Source organism: Bacillus cereus G9842, assembly GCF_000021305.1.
GTDB classification, from domain to species: Bacteria; Bacillota; Bacilli; order Bacillales; family Bacillaceae_G; genus Bacillus_A; species Bacillus_A thuringiensis_S.
Genome location: NC_011774.1, coordinates 98530 through 113068, shown reverse-complemented (window position 1 = coordinate 113068; position 14539 = coordinate 98530). Strand labels below are relative to the sequence as shown.

Sequence of the window (14539 nt, the reverse complement as noted above, 5' to 3'; positions counted from 1 at the left end):
CTTTGGATTCTCTCTCATTTCAATAATTACTCATTTTTTCACTCCTTCCATTATTATTTTTTGTGCTTACACGCCTTCCTAGCGATATTTTTGTCATGCCCCCATCTACTTTCTCTTTATTTGCTATTATAATTTTAGTTAATTTGCAGTACATCTGAAACTTCAAATAAACTTAAAAATCAGTTCTTATTGAACATACATGCCCATTTTAGTATTTTTTAGAGAGTAATTCTATAAATCCCTACAATTCCCTCTAAGTATTATGTAATGCCTTTCACGCGCTTAATTATAGCACAAAAAAATAAAAAAGACAGGATTTAAACCTGTCTTTTATGGAAGTAGAGCTAAATTAATAATTCCTGCACCATATAGCTCATCCCGCCCTTGTACACCAAGGTCTTTAACCATATGTTGCAATAGTTCCCGTACTACTGATACGGATGGATTTACTCCATTATGCAGTTGTTTATAGCGAGCGATAATCAATGCAATTGCCCCAGAGATAATCGGAGTAGCCATTGATGTTCCAGATAAACGTGCGTAATATCCCTCTTTATAAGTAGATAAAATATTTACACCTGGAGCACAAATTTCATTTTCTATACCCTGATTTGAAAATTGAGAATGTTGCATTTTTTCATCTACAGCGGATACAGCAATTACTTCATCGTATGCTGCCGGATAACAAACTTGACTATTTTCATTACCTGTAGCTGCTACAAATACAATACCTTGAGAAATAGCTTGCTTGATAGTTTGATATAGCACTTCTGGGGGACGACTAGCGGTCCCCAGACTCATAGAAATAACATCTACTTTGCAATCCATGGCCCATTTAATCCCACGAACCATTGCTTCAAACCCGCCCTTGCCGTTATCGCCTAGTACCTTAGCACAATATAATTCTGATTTAGGTGCGACACCAACCATGCCAATACCATTATCCATTGCAGCTACAATCCCTGCTACATGAGTTCCATGCCCCTGCATATCTTTATATTGACTAGGTGAATTGGTAAAGTCTATATATTTTTTTACATTATCTATTAAGTCAGGATGATCTTCATCAATTCCTGTATCAAGAATAGCAACTTTAATACCTTCTCCTTTTGTTTTTTTCCAAGCTACCTCAGTACCAATAGCTTTAAGCCCCCAATCAATAAGATCTTTTCCTATTTCTGGAGATATAACTTGCCTTACTACATAATCTGCTACTTTAAACATTACGGAAATTCCTCCTTAGAATTCCCTGTCCCCTTTTTGTAATCGTATCATACTAGAATTCACCTATAAAAAAAGAAAATTACACATTAAAACACAATTTAGACTCACCTCAAAGTATATTTTGAATTTATTTATTAGGTTCTATTTTAATTGTAAATTAACAATATATATTGTTAATTTATCATATTTTATAGGATGAAATAAATTGGTTGAATACTTATTATACATATACTAAATTCCGCTGCAAATGTAGTTCTGTTCTGCATCAGTTACTACTGCCACAATTATTCCTGCTAACGCAACACCTTCTCCTAATGTGCCAATTACTCGTTTCTTGAACATAAAAATTCTTTATCTACTCACACTATAATTTTCTTAACGGAACCACATGTTTTGCATACCCGTGTATGTATTTTTACCCCATACTTTTTAGGACCGTCCCATTTACTATCTATAAACGCATATTCATGTGTGCCTTTTCTCTTACACTTCCACATTTTTAGTAGTTTTAACATACTGTTCTACCTCCATAACATTTAGAAAATCTTTATTATATTTATTGCTTTTATCCATAGATTTTTAACTAGACATTTGTTATAAGTAAATGTTTTTTCTATAAATCCAGCTATTTCATCTATATTATTTTAATACTAGAGCCAATCGTTTTTCATATTACTGCACATAAGTTAATATGTAATACATTTCTATGTTAATTGATATTCTTAAACTACAGATGTAAGCAACAAAAATGTTCTCTATATATAGAGAACATTTATTTATTAATCTTTTTTCATTTTTGTTACCATTGCTTGAAATGAATTTACTTCCTCTGGATTTACGAGTAATCCACTAAAAGCTAATAGCGCTAAAAAACTATTTATAGCTCCCATGATTTTAGCAATTGTATCTTGTGGTAACTCATATCCTAAAAGTATGGCCATAGATTGAGCAAAGACTAAAGTAGCTGATGCCATACCACTCCAGAAAAAAGTAGTTTTAAGCTTATTTTTTATGTTTCCCTTCATTATATAAATCCTCCCAATAAATATTTACATAAGGCATATGTGCTACTATAAACGCTTGAGCTAATTCGTACTCAGCTGTACCCGGTTTAGCATCTAATGATGGAGATGCTCCTTTATTTCCATGGTGTGCTTCAATTGCTCGCATTATGTTCTCCCATAATCCCTGTTGAATCTCTTTATTCATTCCGTGATTCTCTAAATATGTTCGAACTGCAACTGGATGTAGTTTTTTCATTTCATCTTCAAATTCATTAAACATAATATCACATAGTAAAGTCGTTCCTAGCAGTGCTTCACGAACCGTCCCGATTATTTGACGTTGATTTAAAAAACCATACAAAATATAAAATGCTTTTTTTGTATATTCCATTAATCCTTCATCATTATGAAAACTTTTTGGAGCAATTGCTAAAGAATTGTAAAAAAAGGTTTGTAAATTCGCATCCTTAATTTGTTCTAGTTCTTTTTTAAAATAATCTAATGCCTTCGGCTTGTGTATCATCATATCTTTCATCTCCCATAGTTGTGTCCTTGAAAACAGCTATTAATGAATGTTATTTCAAATTCTTTATAAATCTGCATAGTCACTTTATCTTTAATAATAGAACCATTTCTTTTAAATATTATTTTAAAAGTATTACTAAATTCTATATACATGGACATCAATACTTCTACAATGCATTACAGTGAATCGGAATATATTTCACCTTATTTATCATCCATTCTTCTATCTTTTATGAATTTTGAAGTTTTAATAATATTTCAATTCGTACTATATATAACTATTGGTTGTATTTTATTAGATTATTTATGATAAACTACTTTGATATCATCGACCGTTGATTTAGTCCAGTTCTTAGGATTATTTTTTTCTTTTTCTTCATCTATTAAACTATCAGACAAGGGTTTTAATGTTCCTTTAAATGTTATCTTAGACATTTCTACTTGTGAATCATATGTAACACTTATATTTCTTCCATTATAAGAAATAATTAAGTTACCTTTCCCATCGCCATTAAGCTTAATAAAAGATTTTGTAGTAAACCCGTTATTAAAGAAATCTTTCTCTGTGATTTCTTTTTCATACTGATCAAATATAACATCAGATGAACTTCCATTATAAGGTTTATATTCTAATCCATTTTTCAGTAAATTAATGGTACCCAAATTCTCAATCATAAGCGAAAATACTTCATTTTTATCTTTAATTAACTCAGAGGGTGCAAGATTCAGTGTAATATCAAATTTTGCTTTTTCGGGAATTGCTTCTGAGAATTCTTGTATAAAATCAGAGACAGTATACATTTGAAACTCCTTATTATACGTTCCAGAAACTGAAAAGAATCCTTCTGGATATCCAGGTTGTTCAAATTGTGCATTTACTAATGTTTGAGTTAATACTGGTGCAATATAATTCTTTTCGAGAATAGCTAGTGTATTAGCCTTCAATTCTGCTGAAAAATCATCATCATGGTAGATATCCATACCAATAGGATTCTTATTAGCTGATTGGGTAATTAATCCCACTGTTACCTTCTGTTCCTCATCTTTGTTATTTGTAACAGTAAATATCCATTTTCCTTGTTCTGCGTAGCGGACACGACTAAAATCTATATCATGTTTTGCTTCATCTTTTGACGATGGTGCAAAAGAAAATGTTGAAACTTTCATTTCTTTCCTTTTCTTTTTACCATTCATTATTTCAGATACTTCAGCTGAGAACATAACATCAATAACACCAGCATTTTTTTTAGTAAACTGTAAAACTGTAAAATGACAATTTAGCAAATGAGTCTTTTTCGTATCAAAATAATATGAGAATAACATTATATATCCCCTTTCTTTTCTCTTGATATTGTAAACTGTGAGCTATCCTTCCAGCTATCAAGGCGAACACCAATTGGAATTTCTGCATGACTGTTCTTTTTCAATTTTAAAATCATATTCTCTTTATCTAATGTAGTATCTTTATCAATACCAATAGCATGTGTCACAAATCCGCCAGATTCAATCTCAATAGCTGACAACTCCTCTAAATGAGCATTAATTTCAATTGTTAAATCATCCATATCAGAGTTTAAGTCTCTTAAGATTTTTATAGTTTGTTTTTCAATTTCCTGATCCTTATTTAGACGCGATGTAATTTGCTTTATTTTCATCTCCGGAATCCCGTTATACTCCATCTTACGTTGTAAATCACTTTGGTCGATTACATCTTCTTTTGTTTTCGAAAACTGTACTTGATAAGATTTAATTAGGCTATTAAGACGAATCTTCTTTTGGATCCCATCCTGTACATATCTTCTTAGATGATTATTCATCTGTGTTGGCATATTTTCCACTCCTTTATATAATTTTGATACCTAATCTTACTTCCTTAGCATATCGTTTTCTTTTACTTAATATTTTTGGATCTGTTGCTAGAAATAGTCCTTTTTCATTTAAAGATTGCCTTGCTCGACGGATAACTTCTGTTCCAGTAGCAAACTGAATACTATGTATATCTTCTATACGGTCAATGATTCTCCAGTATGTTGTACACAGCAAATTATCATTATTTCTTGTCTCTGGATAATTTTCCAATACGAATTTAACTTTATCCTTTGTATGCTTTAAAGCTTTAATATATGAACTTTCCATTCTCATATTCCCCTTTAACTTTGATAAACTAAAGAAGCATATCTTCTACGGGATTCAATAGAGGCCTCCATACAAAATGACATATTTGGTACGAATTCATAGAAGTGAGTACCTTTAAAAGAGCCTAATTTATTCTTACCGACTTTCATTTCAATGACCGGCATTTTTTCCTCAGTATCTTCATTTAGCCAATAAACCTGAGCACCTTCTTCTTTAATCCCTACTTCATTGTATAAAAGTGCTATAAAATTCGCTTCATATTCTAAACGGTTATTCTCTTTCAAGTCTTCTGTTAATGGCCTTCGATTACCACCTAATTTCCTTAAATGTGCTGTACAAAAAATGGCCAAATCGTATGTTACACACCATTGCTTAACAGTTCTAGCAACATATTCATACAAATTCTTATCTTGTAATTGTTTAGACTCCACCGTTAAATCATAGATACTATCAATCATGAGTACTAATTCTTTATCTGGAAAAGCCATTTTTAAATCCTGAATTCTTTTTTCAATAGCTTCTACACTCGTTCCTTCGGTAGAATCCCATAAAGAAAATCTACTAGCATTTCGATATAAATGTTTAACACCCTCATTTCGCTTTTCTATTACTTCAGGCTCATTCATGTATCGTGCTGGATTTTTAGCCTGTGAAATTGTAATTTGTTGCTTACAAGCAATGTATCTCGGTGTTAATTCATTTACACTATCATCTAAAGAATGATATGCGACATGCGCATTTTTATTTAAATTCGCAATATTTTGACCTACTTGTAACATCCAAGCAGATTTACCTACGTTAGGTTGTGCTGCAATTAAATAAAGACCTGCTTGAACGCCTCCTTCAATTGCTTCATCAAATAGTGGAAATCCTGATCTAAGTCCACCTCGAGCATCTCGGTTCCAAGAATAATCATCTACATCTCGAACTGTTTTTAACATTTTTTGTTCAATAAAGTTTATGGGACGATTAAAAATTTTTTCCGGATTCCTCAAGCAAACTTTCAAAGGATTTTCAATATTAATTGTAAAGATTTCCTCATCTTGATTCAGTGTTGAATTATCAGTATCAACTTCTTGATAATTAATTATTGTCATTTAAGGTGCTCCTTTCACTCATTCCCTGCATAAAATTCATGAAAATAGTAAATGGTAAATACAAACTATTTTCATGAACTTTATGCAAGAAAGAAGAAAATTCTTCCTTGCCAAGTTTGGTAATTATGTGAAATCTTTTTGATAGTAAATAATCCCCATATTATTAGGGTAATTATCTAACGTTAAAGGAAAAATAGACTCTCTAAACCATTCCTGTTCATTACTATCCATTTCCTTTGGAGCAAGGACTTGATCCCAGTTTAATCCTTTCAAATTATCCACCATACCTTTAACAGGAAGCATAATGATTCTTTCAAATTTAGTGCTAATTTCTTTACTAAAATCTCGGGTAACAATTAATATATTTCTTTGCTTTTGCATTTTTTCCGCCCCCTATTTTGTCTTTTTTTATACATTCTATTTTCTATATGTAAACAAACAAATATTATGATAGCCAGCGTAATCATAAAAGTTATTTGCTGAATATATTTTGATTGATTATGAACGCATTTATTAATAATTACTGCAATCCCAAACCCGTAAATAAGGAAAGCAAACTCACCAAATGTTTTTCTCATTTTGAAATCTCCTTATTAAATAAAGGGCACTTTTCTTTATTACAGACACCACTTGCTTGCTTGAATGAATTACATCCATACTTATATTGAGCGTTGTAGACTGAGTTAACAATAATTTTAGTTTCATTTGCTTTTAATGGTGGTGAACAACGTTCTTTTCCCCATTGCTGCATTCTTAATATAGTTTCTTCTCTTGGAATTTGTTGTTGCATATAGAAACTTGCTAATGCGGTAGCGCTATTGTTTCTTTCATCTATAGTTTCTCTGAATAACTTTTCATTCATTGCTTTAATACATGGGGGTTCTGTTTTTATTCTCCTGATTTCCCCTGAAAATTCTGTTCGCTTATTTAATTTTTTGTTCCACTCTTCAATATGTTTTTTTATAACTAACCGTGCACGTTGTGAAACAAATGGTTGCTCCAGCTTAATTTCTCTTGGAGACTGGGCGAGTTGAATTAATTCTACATAACTTAGTTTATTAAATTCGTCATATGTAATAGGAATTTTATAAGCTCCACCTTTTATATTCCATGAGTTGATCATCCGAAACATACGTTTATCATCATATACTTTCGAGTCTAATGTATTATTTGGGCAATAATTTTTAATATCTTTAGCAATCAATTTGTAAATCTGGTTCAGAGCTACATGAGGATCTAATCCTAATGTAATAGCAGGAATTACCAGATGAATCCCTTTGTTTCCAGAAAAATAAAGCTGTACCTGTTTAATATTAACTTGCATAATAACCGTTACATATCTGAGTGCTATCTTTACATCTTCTTTTAGTTTTATATAATCTTTTTCACTTTTAATTATAGTATCAAAATCTAAGTAAAAATCTCCCCATTTTAAGCTGTCACCCGCATTAATAATCCATTTTCCTGTTTCATTCTGAAACCAAATTGGATTAATGTATTGCATTACAGTTTGATACACACCCTGATTATTATAATGCTCTCTGAATTGCCAAGTGTTCTCAGGAAACATAAAATGCTTTCGTGTAAACGGATATTTTTTTGTTTTTAAATCAGCACCACATTCAACCCATAATGTAACATTATTATGGTTTTGCGGTATCACTGTTTTTTGCATGACGTTTAATCTCCCTATTTATCCCTGTCACCTTATGAATATTTTCTTTCCTTTGAATAAAATCTCTTGCTTCTTCTAAATACTTTTCTAATTCAAAAGCATTTCTTAATGTTCTAAGTTGTTTTTCTTTCCGTTGTACTTTGGCAACATCAATCATAAATAATAATTCATCGACTGTATAGTTACCTAGCATATATTTAAATTTCCCCTCATCTTGCTTAATTATATGATCATTAGGAATGATATCCATTTTCTCATACCAATAATTTAATAAGTCTTGTAGAGTAAATCTATTTTTCATTTCTAGATAAAACCCCAATTCTACTCTCATCCAATTTCCCGAATTTGGATCTCTTTTTAAAATCGGTGGCGGTGGTACCTCTCTTAAAATATTGTGATAGTAAAATGAAGTGGGACTTAGCAAATTATTGGGTAGCTCTTTTGTTTTCATAATCTCCTCTACATGATAAAGAGTTGTAACAATTTGAGGGTATGTTTTTGAAAAATTATCTAATTCTTCTTTAATTTCTTGTAAAGTCCATCCTTTATTCAGTAAAACTTGAATTGAGGAAATAGCACTATCAGTTCTTGCTTTTACTGAAAATCTAGCTTGGGTGATGTAAAGTACAAAATAGTTTGCAAGTTCTTCAACCGTCTGCATTGATAACTCACTCCTATACTACTTTTTTGTCTAAATAATTATTAAAGTCCTTTAGATTGTGTGAAGCTATATGATCAAATGATGCATTTTCATCTTTAATAAACTCTCTCACATGTGATAATAATTGATTGTCAGTGGAAATATTTAATCTTATTTTATTTTGTTTTAATCTATCTAATTCTTGTGTAACTTCAAAACTATTCCAAGGATTATCGGGTATTATGCTAATCAGAGGATCATTTGATTTTTCTATCTTACAAATATCCTCTTTAGTTTCTACTGTTTCCTGTGACTGTGCTTGAATTTGAGTTAATTTACTTTGTTGTGAAACTCTATTAAATGGAGTGGTAAAAAAGTTATATTCCATTTCTATAGCGTTGTTATACATTGTTTGTTGTTCTAAAATTGGTTTAACTGGGATACTGTCCTTGTTGCTGCTGATACTGTTGGTTCCAATGTTGCTGCTGTCCTTGTTGTAATCGTGCATTTTGGGTGTGCCCTACGTAATAATTAGAATCTTGTATTAGATTTTCATAATCATTTTCATCTGTCTCAATATTTATCTTATCGTAAATAGATGAACCTATACCAAACATAGATGCACAATTATTTAAACAACACGAAGCAGCTGATTTATACGCACCATCTGAATTCCCTGTACTACCTATTATAACTTTAGAACCATATTGCGATCGTTGTCCTAATCCTGGAATAAATAAATATCCTTTAACACGATACACGTATCCATCAAAAAACCAAGTACCGGTATTTCTATCATATTGATACACTTCTTCTCTCCATTGTTCTACAAGTTCAAAATCCCAATATGTAATGCCATCTGTTGCATAATCTAATATTCGAGTTACAGTTTTTGATCCTATATACTTATGATTCACGTTTTCCAGCTTACTTTCTAGCCAGTCCTCTTTACATTCTTTAAGTTTTTCTCTAATATCTTTAATTTTTTCTAACTCAGGCATAAACTTTTCAATTACTACTGGCATATAAAAATCCCCTATCATAGTTTAAGCATTTCCCTTAAGTGATAAATATTGTAATGCATTTCAAACCCTTTATTTTTATTGTATCATGCTGCAATAAACTAAACAATAAAAAAATGCAGTTACCTTCAGATCTCTCTAAATTACTGCATTTTTCTTTATAATACCTATTTAATTAAAGCAATTGCGGCAGTCCCTAAAGCACTTACTATGCCTAGAACAGTAAAGAATGCTTTCCATAGTTGGCCAATAAACTGTTCTTGAGAATCTATAAACTTATCTTGAGATTTCATTGCTACATCTTGTTTGGAATTTAATTCACCTACGTTCTCTTGCACAGTGAGTACACCACGTTGAATCAAATTAACCGATCCTTGTATATCATTTAAAGATTTTCTTATATTTAATACTTCTGTTTCTAGTTCTGTTACTCGTTTTTCTGTTTCAGCACTTTTTCGATCCATATGCTTCATAGTCTCTCGGAGCTCTTTAATTTCTTTTTCTAACTCATCTTGACGCTCAATCAGCCTTTTTATATCCATTTCTGTTAAAGATATAGTTCTATCACTCGGCATAGTATTTGCCTCCTTGTATACTATGATTCTTTTGTATAATGTAATCTCACAGCATGAAGGCAGGGGTTAACTCCATTATAAGGATCAGGGTGCAGATGTGTTTTAATCCAAACCCTTTCTGCTATTTGGTTTTTCCAATCAGCATTTAAAAGAGGTCGAAGTGTATAATCATTCTCTTCTACGTAGACTTCATATTCATAGATAGCTCCGTTTAATTGTGTCTCCATATTTTTAGGGTAGCTAAATGCGCCTCTATTTAGAAAAACATGCTCTACGGATTCTATGTTATATACCCCTTCCATATTAAATGGTGTTAACAACATTCCTCCGCTGGTTTCAAATGTTGTTAAAAATAAACCTATTTCTTGTGCACCTAATGTAAAAATAGTTTTTCCATCTACATTGATTGAATAGTTCTGTACAAATGTGATTCTAATTTTTTGCACAGGTACACTCGGGAAAAACCATTTCTTTCTTGGGGCATGATTTTCAGATGCTATACTAGTAATTTCATTTTGGTGAAAGCCTTGAATTGTTCGCCACCCATCATTGTAATGCATTTCAATATCCTTTATTTGAATCCCTCGTTCTGGGTGAGGGTGTATTGCAATTGTATTAACATGAAGGTTATTAACTAAATGCAATGGCAGTTCAATTTCTAATACAACGTCCTCACCATTTTGAGGAACATCTGTTGGAGAGTCATATGTTACGGTTCTTCTCCAAAAAGATAAATTGTCACCATTAAATGCATTTAAAATGTTATTATCTATTACTTTTCCTTTTTTACTGGTTCTTCCCACTTGAACTTTTAACTCAGAAGGAATAATCCGTTTTCCATTGATATCCACAATATGAGTTTTTGATATTTGATGAATTTTTGGTATAGTTGCAAATCTATATTGTAAATCAATTTCAGATCTTGGAATTGTAATTTGATTATTTTGGAATTCTTTTGGATAATTTATCTTCATATCTTGCACAAAAGCTGTCTTATGAAAATTTTTATTTATAATTGATGGTCCACCAAGAGTATCTACTTGCTTTTCAATAAGAGCCATGCGGTCCTCTAAGATTTTCACATAATTATGTAATGTTAGATTTTCCATCATAACTGTTTGATGTGCTTCCTTAAGTGTAATATTTAATTCGTTTGTTTGCTTATACAACTCCAATAACTCTGCATATTTTAAGTCTTCATTTTCATTATACTCTTGGGAAGAGGTTGGTCCACGAAACTTCGCTCCACCACTTTTACTCGTAGGCATTCTCATAACTTTGATATCTCCTTTCAGCTTCAGCAACTCGCTCATCTAATTGTTGCAAATGCTGTTTCAGTTCATAAATACCTAGCATGCCATTGACAGAAGAATCTCTGTTTAATTGTATCATATTGTCCCCCAAAGTTCTTATGTGTCCGTTATGTATATTGTTCTGCATATTTTGTATTTCGCTTATATTTTCCACATTTTCTCCTATTTTCATAGAAATACTAATATTTTTCTTACCTTCAAACCAAGATTGTATACCAAGGTCTGCTTTTTTCTTTAAATCAGTAATAGAACGATGCAACTGTCTAATATCATATATTTGCTCTTGATGGTCATGTAATGCTTTTTCTGACTCTCTATGCCCTCTATATCTAGCGTTCCTTTTCATGATGTTAGGATATTTGTATAGAGGTGACATAGGGATTGCAGGATTCATTAAATCCACTATATCTTTTGGTGGCTCATCTATTGTTGCCGGCTTATCCATCAAAGGCGGCACAATTGGCTCTTTAGGATCTTTAAATTTATCTTTGTCTTTTATAGTTTGTATAAATAGCTTAGATGTTTTCATACACTTATGTACGGAGTAGGAAATATCGTATGCTGTTTCACTCTCTATATTACTCGTAACAACTAAGGATTTGTTTGTTTCCTCTATTACAGTTAATTTCTTATCATATATCCAGTTTCCTTTTTCTGAATAGGGATGCATTGCGGAGAAAATTGCTTTCTCGCCTGGCCTAATCGTATAAGTATTTGGTGTTAACTGTATATCGCAAATAGTTTCCACTCGACCCATTTGTATTTCTACGAAGTCTTTTGTGTATCCAATATAGGGGCTGCCTGTCCAATGTTCACTTTCACTTAATTTATCGAATGGCAATCCATAAAACCAGTTTCCAATTAGCATATTTAGATTTTGAGAGCTTTTGCTTTTACTCTTAACAGAAACCACCCATGACTCAGAGCCATCTATAAATGTATAGAGTGCTCCAAGCAAGCGGCCATATCTGCCTGAACCAAAATAGGACATATTCGTAATCCGAATAAGATTACCATCCTCTTTAGATACATCAACTTCTAATGCTTCTCCTGTAGATAAGGATATTATTTTTTTGTTACCTAGCTGATCCCAATTAATAATGATTTGTTCTGCTGGTAAATCTCTTAGCATTTCTCCTTCTTCACTTTGCTGAGCGTTAGCAAAGAATAATGTAAGATGTTTGGCAGTTTGGTCCATTTAATCACCTCATTTAGCACGCAATTGAATGCTATATATTTTTGGAGTTACATAAGGTACATTTGCATCCCTGCGTAAATTTGCACGTAAAATCATTTCATTGTGCTTTTCAATATTTTTATTCGTTTCATAAATTAATTGGAAGATACAATTCTTCGGTAAATAATTTAAAACAACTTGTCTTTCATGAATAGCAAAATAACTACGATTATTAGGAGATATATTATGAAATAAAGTATGAGACTCTACAAACTGCATAGATTCAAGATCACCACGGACTCTTTTTTCTTTTGCGAAATTAAATTTGCCTATGATTGTTTCAAGTGGCAACTCTTCTCTTCTTGTATCTACTCTATCTTGCATATCTCCCCAATGATATAAAATTTGAATTTCATTCCATCCCTTTTCAAATTTCATTGTTACTTCATCATTTACAGGTGCTAATCGTTGACGATTTACATATACAGAATAGGAGCCTAATCGTTTTCTTGAGCCGGTCCCTAGCATAGACATTACAGATAAACTTAATGGCTCATTTCTTGATTCATCTGCAAATACACAAATACTATATCTGTAGAAGTTATCATCAAACCCTCCACCGTCTCTTCTGAGGGATAAGATATTTCCTTTTGGTATGTAATCTACACGAATTATTTCAGGACGGTTTTGATACTGCTGATCCCAAATACTATTAAGAGGAATTTGACCATTGAACGGGATATAAGTCCTCTCTCTTTTCCATTGATTAATCCCCCTAAATAACTTAGGGTTTTCCAGCTCATCAAACGTTTCTTGTGTTGAGCCTGTTTGCGTATTAAGAATTTGTTCTGAAATTATGCCATCGCCATTATCTTTCATAAGTCGGAACACTTGCATACCATTAATGACCTCTCTTGTTGGCTCACATTTGCTCGTTTCAATTTGCTTAGTCTCTTTTGTATTAAGAGTTACTACCTTGGCGAATTTAGGTTGTGTATCATCTGAAGATGATACTGGATGCCAAATTAGTTCCTCCAAACTCTTCGCAGGATCATGCAAAGCAATCTCATACTTTAGCTCTGTATTAAAAGGAACATCCTCTTTTGTCATAATAGATACTTGCTGAATTGTATCTTTGAATGGAATTGGATTTGTATATAAAACACCTTCACTTAGGTAGTCCTTCTTATACATACCAATTGTCTTTGCTCCAAAATAGTAATTATAAAAGTCACCAGACCTTTCATCATAGTCACTTTTTTCGAATACAAATTTTACACCTTGTGCATTAATTTTTTGGAAGCTCCATATTTTAATACCAGTAATTTTATCTGTTTGTGCTTGCTGATAAATAGGAGAGAACGCTGCTCCATCATTTGTGTATTCTAGCTTGATATTAATTGGCTTTCCGTGATGTGGAATGTATTCAATATAATTCAGCTCTTCTACTTCATCAAACATGACAGTCAATTCAGCTCGCATGACATTACTTGCACTTAACTCTTTTGTTTTAACAACATGCCACCAAGCTGTATTAATATTATCGTCAAATGCATGTGTAATGCTTTCCAATGCTTCATTCTTCTGGGATGGCTGTAGTGTTTGGAAATACGCTTTGTTTGGATCAATAATAATTCTTTTCCCTTTTCCGATATTCTCAGACAAGGTTACCTCTTTATTCTGAATATCTACAAATATAGTACTATTTGCCTTATTCACATCACTAGCATTCTCAAAGGTAACCACATAGCTCTCAAAGTACTTATAATCACTGTTATTAGATACTAATAGCAATTCATCTATAGACTTAGAGATATTAGCCAGTTCATGACTTAGTTTGTTTCTCTCTGTTTCTATTAAGTTAAAATCAGTCATAATTTGTGTCGTTTGATTAATAGTAGCATCATAGGCATCTGTTATATCTTGGTGTATCTGTGACACATGATTATTATATTTATCAGCATCTGACTTTTCTTTTCGAAATACCTTTACTGGATTAAACGATGGTGTTCCAGGTCTATGCTCTCGCAACCATTGTGCAAACTGATGTGTAATAGTCTCAAAAGTAGGATATCTGCCACGAAACAGATATCCTTTTATAATTTCTTCTACTTTTCTTGTGATTTGTATCTTTTTTATACTCATGTAATC

Annotated in this window: 17 protein-coding genes; all 17 read right to left on the bottom strand. The window is 32.0% G+C overall.

Annotation, left to right across the window (positions count from 1 at the left end; translation table 11 throughout):
• Nucleotides 1–330 precede the first annotated feature (330 nt).
• Nucleotides 331–1224: a S8 family peptidase gene (locus tag BCG9842_RS28840; protein ID WP_000477374.1), complete on the bottom strand. Its 894-nt coding sequence runs from the start codon at nucleotides 1222–1224 to the stop codon at nucleotides 331–333.
• Between the two features lie 779 nt (nucleotides 1225–2003).
• Nucleotides 2004–2249, bottom strand: a complete 246-nt coding sequence (locus tag BCG9842_RS28835; RefSeq protein ID WP_000677980.1) for a phage holin — start codon at nucleotides 2247–2249, stop codon at nucleotides 2004–2006.
• Complete coding sequence (locus BCG9842_RS28830; protein ID WP_000972646.1) at nucleotides 2227–2754, bottom strand: hypothetical protein; 528 nt, start codon at nucleotides 2752–2754, stop codon at nucleotides 2227–2229. Before BCG9842_RS28830 ends, BCG9842_RS28835 begins: the two co-directional genes overlap by 23 nt.
• A gap of 299 nt (nucleotides 2755–3053) precedes the next feature.
• A complete protein-coding gene (locus BCG9842_RS28825; protein ID WP_000899460.1) occupies nucleotides 3054–4076 on the bottom strand; it encodes a hypothetical protein in 1023 nt (340 codons plus the stop codon).
• Nucleotides 4076–4582, bottom strand: a complete 507-nt coding sequence (locus BCG9842_RS28820; protein ID WP_001143146.1) for a hypothetical protein — start codon at nucleotides 4580–4582, stop codon at nucleotides 4076–4078. Before BCG9842_RS28820 ends, BCG9842_RS28825 begins: the two co-directional genes overlap by 1 nt.
• Nucleotides 4583–4595: 13 nt before the next feature.
• The gene (locus BCG9842_RS28815) at nucleotides 4596–4889 is read right to left on the bottom strand and encodes a hypothetical protein (RefSeq protein ID WP_000446121.1); all 294 of its coding nucleotides are present in this window, start codon (nucleotides 4887–4889) and stop codon (nucleotides 4596–4598) included.
• A gap of 14 nt (nucleotides 4890–4903) precedes the next feature.
• Nucleotides 4904–5986 carry a DnaB-like helicase C-terminal domain-containing protein gene (locus tag BCG9842_RS28810; RefSeq protein WP_000152597.1) on the bottom strand — a complete coding sequence of 361 codons (1083 nt, stop codon included), beginning with the start codon at nucleotides 5984–5986 and terminating at the stop codon, nucleotides 4904–4906.
• Nucleotides 5987–6109: 123 nt separating this feature from the next.
• Nucleotides 6110–6367 carry a hypothetical protein gene (locus BCG9842_RS28805; RefSeq protein WP_001171823.1) on the bottom strand — a complete coding sequence of 86 codons (258 nt, stop codon included), beginning with the start codon at nucleotides 6365–6367 and terminating at the stop codon, nucleotides 6110–6112.
• Entirely contained in the window at nucleotides 6343–6564 is a 222-nt protein-coding gene (locus tag BCG9842_RS28800; RefSeq protein WP_001232533.1) for a hypothetical protein, read from the bottom strand. Before BCG9842_RS28800 ends, BCG9842_RS28805 begins: the two co-directional genes overlap by 25 nt.
• A complete protein-coding gene (locus BCG9842_RS28795) occupies nucleotides 6561–7661 on the bottom strand; it encodes a primase C-terminal domain-containing protein (protein WP_001174230.1) in 1101 nt (366 codons plus the stop codon). The genes BCG9842_RS28800 and BCG9842_RS28795 overlap by 4 nt, the downstream gene beginning before the upstream one ends.
• Nucleotides 7630–8322 (bottom strand): hypothetical protein, encoded by a 693-nt coding sequence (locus BCG9842_RS28790; protein ID WP_001195215.1) that lies wholly within the window; start codon nucleotides 8320–8322, stop codon nucleotides 7630–7632. The genes BCG9842_RS28795 and BCG9842_RS28790 overlap by 32 nt, the downstream gene beginning before the upstream one ends.
• 13 nt (nucleotides 8323–8335) lie before the next feature.
• The gene (locus BCG9842_RS28785) at nucleotides 8336–8710 is read right to left on the bottom strand and encodes a hypothetical protein (protein WP_000282605.1); all 375 of its coding nucleotides are present in this window, start codon (nucleotides 8708–8710) and stop codon (nucleotides 8336–8338) included.
• Nucleotides 8711–8732: 22 nt separating this feature from the next.
• A complete protein-coding gene (locus BCG9842_RS28780; RefSeq protein WP_001145618.1) occupies nucleotides 8733–9326 on the bottom strand; it encodes a hypothetical protein in 594 nt (197 codons plus the stop codon).
• Nucleotides 9327–9490: 164 nt separating this feature from the next.
• The gene (locus BCG9842_RS28775) at nucleotides 9491–9898 is read right to left on the bottom strand and encodes a hypothetical protein (protein WP_001138728.1); all 408 of its coding nucleotides are present in this window, start codon (nucleotides 9896–9898) and stop codon (nucleotides 9491–9493) included.
• A 20-nt stretch (nucleotides 9899–9918) separates the two neighbouring features.
• The gene (locus BCG9842_RS28770) at nucleotides 9919–11172 is read right to left on the bottom strand and encodes a hypothetical protein (RefSeq protein ID WP_001242767.1); all 1254 of its coding nucleotides are present in this window, start codon (nucleotides 11170–11172) and stop codon (nucleotides 9919–9921) included.
• Nucleotides 11153–12409 (bottom strand): hypothetical protein, encoded by a 1257-nt coding sequence (locus BCG9842_RS28765; RefSeq protein ID WP_000372860.1) that lies wholly within the window; start codon nucleotides 12407–12409, stop codon nucleotides 11153–11155. Before BCG9842_RS28765 ends, BCG9842_RS28770 begins: the two co-directional genes overlap by 20 nt.
• Before the next feature lie 9 nt (nucleotides 12410–12418).
• Nucleotides 12419–14533, bottom strand: a complete 2115-nt coding sequence (locus tag BCG9842_RS28760) for a hypothetical protein (protein WP_000023357.1) — start codon at nucleotides 14531–14533, stop codon at nucleotides 12419–12421.
• Nucleotides 14534–14539 lie beyond the last annotated feature (6 nt).

Coding starts and splice junctions, on each gene's coding strand:
- BCG9842_RS28840 (WP_000477374.1), bottom strand. CDS start 1,224: ATGTTTAAAGTAGCAGATTATGTAGTAAGGCAAGTTATATCTCCAGAA.
- BCG9842_RS28835 (WP_000677980.1), bottom strand. CDS start 2,249: ATGAAGGGAAACATAAAAAATAAGCTTAAAACTACTTTTTTCTGGAGT.
- BCG9842_RS28830 (WP_000972646.1), bottom strand. CDS start 2,754: ATGATGATACACAAGCCGAAGGCATTAGATTATTTTAAAAAAGAACTA.
- BCG9842_RS28825 (WP_000899460.1), bottom strand. CDS start 4,076: ATGTTATTCTCATATTATTTTGATACGAAAAAGACTCATTTGCTAAAT.
- BCG9842_RS28820 (WP_001143146.1), bottom strand. CDS start 4,582: ATGCCAACACAGATGAATAATCATCTAAGAAGATATGTACAGGATGGG.
- BCG9842_RS28815 (WP_000446121.1), bottom strand. CDS start 4,889: ATGGAAAGTTCATATATTAAAGCTTTAAAGCATACAAAGGATAAAGTT.
- BCG9842_RS28810 (WP_000152597.1), bottom strand. CDS start 5,986: ATGACAATAATTAATTATCAAGAAGTTGATACTGATAATTCAACACTG.
- BCG9842_RS28805 (WP_001171823.1), bottom strand. CDS start 6,367: ATGCAAAAGCAAAGAAATATATTAATTGTTACCCGAGATTTTAGTAAA.
- BCG9842_RS28800 (WP_001232533.1), bottom strand. CDS start 6,564: ATGAGAAAAACATTTGGTGAGTTTGCTTTCCTTATTTACGGGTTTGGG.
- BCG9842_RS28795 (WP_001174230.1), bottom strand. CDS start 7,661: ATGCAAAAAACAGTGATACCGCAAAACCATAATAATGTTACATTATGG.
- BCG9842_RS28790 (WP_001195215.1), bottom strand. CDS start 8,322: ATGCAGACGGTTGAAGAACTTGCAAACTATTTTGTACTTTACATCACC.
- BCG9842_RS28785 (WP_000282605.1), bottom strand. CDS start 8,710: ATGTATAACAACGCTATAGAAATGGAATATAACTTTTTTACCACTCCA.
- BCG9842_RS28780 (WP_001145618.1), bottom strand. CDS start 9,326: ATGCCAGTAGTAATTGAAAAGTTTATGCCTGAGTTAGAAAAAATTAAA.
- BCG9842_RS28775 (WP_001138728.1), bottom strand. CDS start 9,898: ATGCCGAGTGATAGAACTATATCTTTAACAGAAATGGATATAAAAAGG.
- BCG9842_RS28770 (WP_001242767.1), bottom strand. CDS start 11,172: ATGAGAATGCCTACGAGTAAAAGTGGTGGAGCGAAGTTTCGTGGACCA.
- BCG9842_RS28765 (WP_000372860.1), bottom strand. CDS start 12,409: ATGGACCAAACTGCCAAACATCTTACATTATTCTTTGCTAACGCTCAG.
- BCG9842_RS28760 (WP_000023357.1), bottom strand. CDS start 14,533: ATGAGTATAAAAAAGATACAAATCACAAGAAAAGTAGAAGAAATTATA.